Below are 6,197 nucleotides of genomic sequence, written 5' to 3'. Positions count from 1 at the left end.
ACGACGTCGGCCATCAGCCGCACAGTGTCCAGGGCATCGGCCCAGTCGTATGCGCGCGGCGTGTGGCCGGCGGCAGCAGGTGAGTCCTTGCCCAGGAAGACAGCGGCGATGGTCAACGGCTGGACCGGCAGGCCTTCGTACAACGCCTCGAGCGTCGCGTCGTCGGGCAGCGCGCCGAGCGGCGGGATGCTCTCAGTACCGAGGTTCTCCTGGGGCAGGAAGACCAGACCGGCCTCGAAGAGCGCCAGATCACGGAAGCCGCGGGAAGAGTTCCGCCTGGCCACCTCGATCAGGCCCGGCAGGATGGAGCGACGCAGGTAGCTGAACTCCGCGCTGAGCGGGTTGGCGAGCTTGACGGCCGCTCCTGTTCCCTCAGCAGCGCCGAAGGTGTCATTCGCCTCCTGCGACACGAAGGGATAGGACAGCACCTCGGTCAGGCCCGAGTCTGCGAGCGCAGCCAGGACACGACGTCGCTGCTGCTGGGCGCGTGTGAGCCCCCGGCCGGGAGGCGCCACGGGGAGGCGCGACGGAATCTGGTCGTAACCGACCAACCGCGCAATCTCTTCGGCAAGGTCGTCCTTGATGGTGAGGTCCTGGCGCCAGCTTGGGGCTGTTACGCGCCAGCCGCCGTCGTGCTCGCTGACCTCGGCACCCAGGTCAGTGAGCGCTCCGACAACCTGCTCCGGCGCGAAATCGATGCCGATCCGCTCGGAGGCGTAGCCTGCGGGCAGATCAATGAGTACGGGTTCCGGCGAGGTTCCGACGTCGGTGATGGACGCATCAGCGGTGCCTCCGGCGAGCTTCACCAGCAGGTCGACCACACGCTGCGCCGCAACATCGGCAACATACCAGTCGACGCCGCGCTCGAAGCGCTTGGAGGCCTCCGAGGGAAGCTTGTGCCGGCGGCGCGACCGGGCGATTGATACCGCGTCGAAGTGCGCTGACTCGACCAGCACGTCAGCGGTTGTGTCCGATACCTCGGTGGCAGCACCGCCCATGACTCCGGCGATGCCGATGGCCCCGGATCCGTCGGTGATCAGCAGATCCTCGGCATGCAGCTCCCGCTTGCGTTCATCGAGGGTGACGATCGTCTCCCCGGGATTGGCGCGGCGCACCACGATGTCACCGGTGAGTTTGGCGACGTCGTAACAGTGCGTGGGCTGGCCAAGCTCAAGCATCACGTAATTCGAGATGTCGACGGGAAGCGAGATGGACCGGATGCCGGCCAGCCTCAGCCTGGACACCATCCACTGCGGCGTCGGCCGGGTGGCGTCCACACCGCGAACGACGCGGGCTACGAAGCGGTCGCAGCCGTCGTTCCCGTAGACGGGGGCCTGGTCTTCCAGCCGCACCGGGTATCCCGAGCCATCAGCCTGATCGACGACGACGGCGCCTGCCGGATCGGTGAAGGCGGAACCTGTGGCGTGGGCGTACTCCCGGGCGATCCCTCGGATCGAGAAGCAGTAGCTGCGGTCGGGGGTCACGTTGATCTCGGCCGCCTGGTCATACAGCCCCAACAGCTCCATGGCGTCCGAACCCACCTCGGGGTCCAGTCCGAGTGTGGAGAGGACCAGGATGCCGTCGTGGTCCTCACCGATGCCCAGTTCGCGCACCGAGGCGATCATACCGGCGGACACATGGCCGTAGGTCTTGCGTGCCGCGATGCGGAAGTCGCCGGGCAGCACAGCACCCGGGAGAGTCACCACTACCTTGTCGCCCTCGACGAAGTTGTGCGCCCCGCAGACGATGCCCTGCACGCCCGACGGATCGATGCCGTCCGCAGTCAGGGTCTGCTCCGCACCCTCGGGTACTACCCGGACCTGACACCAGTTGATGGTCTTGCCGTTGCTCTGGGGCTCCTTGACGACCGAGAGCACCTGGCCTACGACAATCGGCCCCGAGAGCGTGTCCGTTGGACGGTGGACAGCCTCTTCCTCCAGGCCGACCTTGACGAGCTCGGCCATGACGTCTTCAGCGGTGGCCTCCGCCGGAACCTGTGCGTACTCACGCAACCAAGACAGTGGAATTCGCACGGTTAGATCTCCATCCCGAAGTGCTCGCTGAAACGTACATCGCCCTCGATCATGTCCCGCATGTCTGATACTTCATTGCGGAACATGAGAGTGCGTTCAATGCCCATGCCGAAGGCGAATCCCGAGTACACCTCGGGGTCGATGCCGGCAGCCCGAAGCACATTGGGGTGCACCATGCCGCAGCCGCCCCACTCGATCCACTGCGGGCCGCCCTTGGCGCCGGGGTGCCAGATGTCGAGCTCCGCGGAGGGTTCCGTGAAGGGGAAGAAGTTGGGACGGAGGCGGATGCCGGCGTCCTCACCGAACATGAGCCGGGCGAAGTGCTCGAGCGTTCCGCGCAGGTCGGCCATGCTCAGGCCCTTGTCGATGGCCAGGCCCTCGAACTGGTGAAACACCGGCGTGTGGGTGGCATCCAGCTCGTCGGTTCGGAAGACCTTGCCGGGACACAACACGTAGATGGGAACCTCGCGTTCCAGCATGGCGCGCACCTGCACGGGCGAAGTGTGCGTGCGCATGAGCAGGTGCGCTTCGGGAGGCTCGACGAAGAAGGTGTCCTGCATTTCACGGGCAGGGTGGTCCGGCTTGAAATTCAACGCATCGAAGTTGAACCACTCGGATTCAACCTCCGGACCTTCGGCAATCTCCCAACCCATGCCGACGAAGATGTCGCTGACCCGCTCCTGCAGGATGGAAAGTGGGTGCCTGGCGCCGGCACGACGACGGCGCGGAGCTGCCGTGACGTCGACCGCCTCCTCCACAAGGATGCGTGCATCCCGCTCTGCCTCCAGTTCCGTGGTGCGTGCTGCGAGCGCCTGGTTGATGCGTCCACGTGCCGGGCCGATGTTCTTCCCGGCGGCTGCCTTCTGATCTTTTGCGAGCGAGCCGATCTGCCGGTTCGCGAGGCTCATCGGAGACTTCTCACCGGTGTGCGCGAGCCGCACCGCCTTGAGCTCGTCAAGGTTGGCGGCGGCGGCGATGTCGCTGAGGGCTCGGTCAACGGCGGCAGCAATCGCACCAGCATCCAGTGGATCCGGGGCGGCGACGTTGGCGGACGCAGCAGCATCCGACGTAGGGAGGTCCGCGGGTGGGTTGGGTTCAGACATAAGTGTGCTTTTACCTTGGTGTCGTGAGCGCGATGGGTGCCGGCAGCGGAAGTGAATCCAGCATCCCGGCGGCCTTGCCAGTCTAGAGGACCGTGAGCTCGGAGCCCGAATATGTGCGGATACAGGTGCGGCTTCCCAAGGCGTTCACCTCCTAGACTTACGTCCATGGACGGCCGCGACCGGCTCCGCTGGGTACTCAACTGGATGAACGGCTCCACCCTGCTCGGAGTTGCTGCGGCGAGGCTGAGCAGGTGCGAAATCCGGGCCTCCGACCACGGCCTCATCTTCGCCCATCGCTACACTCCCCGCCTCCCGAAGGCGTCGGCATTCACGATAGGCAACGTCGTGTTGTTCCGGGCAGGCCCTGCGGAAGTCGCCCGTCGTCCGCACCTGCTGGCTCATGAGGCCCGGCACTGCACGCAGTACGCGTTGTGCCTCGGGCTGCCGTTCCTGCCCGCGTATTTCCTGTGCGCCGGAGTCTCCTGGCTCCTCACTGGTGATCCCGCCTCGCGAAACCCCTTCGAACGTTCGGCCGGGCTGCGCGACGGCGGATACGTCGAGCGTCCGGTGCGACGCGTGCTGCGACGCCCGCTCGGCGCCGGGCGGCGTTAGTGCTGCGACCCCGCTCGGGGCCGGGCGACGTTAGTGCTCCGCCCCCGCCGCTATCCGGAGATCCGCTCCTGTGGCGGCGCTGGTGCGGGCGATGATAACCAGAGCCGCGGCCATCTGCTCGATCGGCAGACCGGGTGCGTTATGGGCGGCTGCCTGTTCAGGTGAAAAGGGTACGTGGATGAAGCCGCCCCTCGTGCCCCCGTCGTGCTCGGCAAGCAGGTGCATCAACCCGTAGAAGACGTGGTTGCAGACATAGGTTCCGGCGGATTGCGACACCGATGCGGGCAAGCCCGCATCAGAGAGAGCGGCCAGGCCGCGTTTGAGCGGAAGGGTACTGAAGTACGCAGCCGGCGCGCCTGCCACAACTGGATCATCAATCGGCTGATTCCCTGCATTATCGGGGATACGCGCATCATCCACGTTGATCGCCACCCGCTCCAGCGAGACCTCCGATCGGCCTCCGGCCTGGCCCACGCAGAGCACCACGTCCGGTTGGTGGGTGCGGACCGCCTCTGCCAGGACTTTGATACTGGCACCGAAGACGCACGGCAATTGGACGGCGACCGCCGATCCGCCCGAGGAGACCAGAAGCCCTGCCGCCCGCTCGGCCGCTTCCCACGAAGGATTGACGGTTTCGCCGCCGAAGGGTTCGAAACCCGTGAGGAGAATCATTGCTCCAGATTATTCCTTCCCGACGCCGACAAATAGTTGGAACATATGTTCTAATAAAAGCATGCGGTGGGATGCACAGAAGACGACGGCCGTGGGCAGCGAGACCGAACAGCCTCTCGTTCCGCTTGCGGGACTTGTCCGGTCCGTCCGTACTCCGGAGTTCGCAGGCATCACCTTCCACGAAGTGATGGCCAAGTCCGCGCTCAACCGAGTTCCAGCCGGCTCGGGAATGCCCTTCTCCTGGACCGTCAACCCATACCGCGGATGTTCACACGCCTGCGTGTACTGCTTCGCCCGGAAGACCCACAGCTATCTCAACCTGGACACCGGGCTCGATTTCGATTCCCAGGTGGTGGTGAAAACCAACGTAGGCGAGGTCCTTCGACGGGAAGTGCTGAAAGCGTCGTGGACCAGGGAGCACGTCGCCATGGGCACCAACACCGATCCCTACCAGCGGGCTGAAGGCCGGTACCGGCTGATGCCGGACATCATCCGCGCCCTGGCTGACAGCGGCACGCCCTTTTCGATCCTCACCAAGGGAACCCTGCTCAGCCGGGATATCCCGCTCCTCAAGGAGGCCGGCACGCAGGTCAGCCTGGGAATGGGCATCTCCCTGGCCGTACTCGACCCCGAACTGGCCCATGCGGTTGAGCCGGGAACACCTACGCCGCGAGCCCGCCTGGACCTGATCACCCGGCTCAGGGATGCGGGGCTGCCCTGTGGCGTGATGGCTATGCCGATCCTGCCCTGGCTGACCGACAGCGACGAAGCGCTGGATGCGCTCTTCGGTGCCCTCGCGTCAGCCGGTGCCACGGGAGTGTCGGCAGGAGCCCTGCACCTGCGTCCCGGAGCCCGCGAGTGGTACATGGAGTGGCTCGCCAAAACGCACCCTCAGCTCGTGGGCCGGTATCGGCGGCTGTATCGCGGCGGCAGTTATGCCTCCGGTGAGTACCGTGCGTGGCTCTCCGAGCGCTTGCGGGTCCACCGGCGTCGTCATGGCTTGTCCGCCGGTGCTCGGTTCTTCCGGGAGGAATCAGGCAGCTCGGAGCAGTCACCGAAAACTCCGGCCATGACCAGCGCAGAACCGACCCTTTTCTGAAGAGCCTTCCTACGCAAGGTCCTCGACGGGAACCACCGCGTCCAGCAGCGCGTCGACGATGGGCCGATCGGCTGGTATCCACGGCAGTTCCCTGAGTGTTCCCGTGTCCGCCAGGCCGACCCACCGCAGTTCGTCGTGGTCCTGAAGTGCGGCAGGTACTCCCGCGGTGATAACAGCCAGCCACACACGCATTGACGCCACGTCGTTCAGGGGCCAACCTCCAGGTTCCGGGCCTTCCAGTTCGGCCCCGAGCCGCACCTCGACTCCGAGTTCCTCGCGCACTTCGCGCTGGAGCGCCTCGACGTCATCCTCGTTGGGCTCGACTTTGCCGCCGGGAAATTCCCACTGGCCCGCGAATTGCTCCGGGGCGGTTCGGCGCGCAACGAGCAGCCTTGAGGGAGCCGTCAGCGAATCCACGATGGCGGCACCAACGATCTGTTTGCGAGCGGTATCGGTCATTCAGCCAGTGTAGGCGGGCCTCAACCGGTGCACCTGTCAGAAGATGGCGTTGAGTCCGTTCCAGCCCGTTCCCAGGGGAGTCCGCGGAAGGAATCCTGAACGGCCGTTGCCCGGGTAGAGCCAGAGGGCACCGCCGGGGTCGCGGGCGACGATGTCAGCAAGACGGTCACCGTTGAGGTCCCCGGCTCCGACAATCGCGGTCATGGGGGTCCAGCCGTG

At 65.6% G+C, this 6,197-nt stretch carries 6 protein-coding genes and 1 pseudogene; 2 read left to right on the top strand and 5 right to left on the bottom strand.

Annotation, left to right across the window (positions count from 1 at the left end):
• Both pheT and pheS read right to left on the bottom strand, forming a co-directional pair.
• Nucleotides 1–2,033 (bottom strand): phenylalanine--tRNA ligase subunit beta (gene pheT, locus RIF85_RS14010; protein ID WP_309072515.1); only part of this gene is annotated, 2,033 nt, incomplete at its 3' end.
• 2 nt (nucleotides 2,034–2,035) lie between these two features.
• On the bottom strand, nucleotides 2,036–3,136 hold the full coding sequence (pheS, locus tag RIF85_RS14005; protein ID WP_309072514.1) for a phenylalanine--tRNA ligase subunit alpha: 1,101 nt from the start codon (nucleotides 3,134–3,136) through the stop codon (nucleotides 2,036–2,038).
• A 165-nt stretch (nucleotides 3,137–3,301) separates the two neighbouring features.
• Between pheS and RIF85_RS14000 the strand changes: the two genes are divergently transcribed.
• A complete protein-coding gene (locus RIF85_RS14000) occupies nucleotides 3,302–3,748 on the top strand; it encodes a DUF4157 domain-containing protein (protein WP_309072513.1) in 447 nt (148 codons plus the stop codon).
• 30 nt (nucleotides 3,749–3,778) lie between these two features.
• On the opposite strand, the gene pcp is transcribed toward RIF85_RS14000, so the two are convergent.
• Nucleotides 3,779–4,420, bottom strand: a complete 642-nt coding sequence (gene pcp, locus RIF85_RS13995) for a pyroglutamyl-peptidase I (protein WP_309072512.1) — start codon at nucleotides 4,418–4,420, stop codon at nucleotides 3,779–3,781.
• Between the two features lie 61 nt (nucleotides 4,421–4,481).
• On the opposite strand from pcp, the gene RIF85_RS13990 reads away from it, so the two are divergent.
• The gene (locus RIF85_RS13990) at nucleotides 4,482–5,519 is read left to right on the top strand and encodes an Rv2578c family radical SAM protein (protein ID WP_309072511.1); all 1,038 of its coding nucleotides are present in this window, start codon (nucleotides 4,482–4,484) and stop codon (nucleotides 5,517–5,519) included.
• A gap of 9 nt (nucleotides 5,520–5,528) precedes the next feature.
• Here RIF85_RS13990 and RIF85_RS13985 read toward each other — a convergent pair whose 3' ends face one another.
• Together RIF85_RS13985 and RIF85_RS13980 are read right to left on the bottom strand one after the other, a co-directional pair.
• A complete protein-coding gene (locus tag RIF85_RS13985) occupies nucleotides 5,529–5,978 on the bottom strand; it encodes a (deoxy)nucleoside triphosphate pyrophosphohydrolase (protein ID WP_309072510.1) in 450 nt (149 codons plus the stop codon).
• 36 nt (nucleotides 5,979–6,014) lie between these two features.
• A pseudogene (locus RIF85_RS13980) lies at nucleotides 6,015–6,197 on the bottom strand (VCBS repeat-containing protein); the annotation flags it as partial.

Source organism: Arthrobacter sp., from assembly GCF_031179385.1.
In the GTDB taxonomy this organism is placed as follows: Bacteria; Actinomycetota; Actinomycetes; order Actinomycetales; family Micrococcaceae; genus Arthrobacter_D.
Note: the sequence above shows the minus strand (reverse complement) of the source record. Positions and strands in the feature narration are given on the sequence as shown.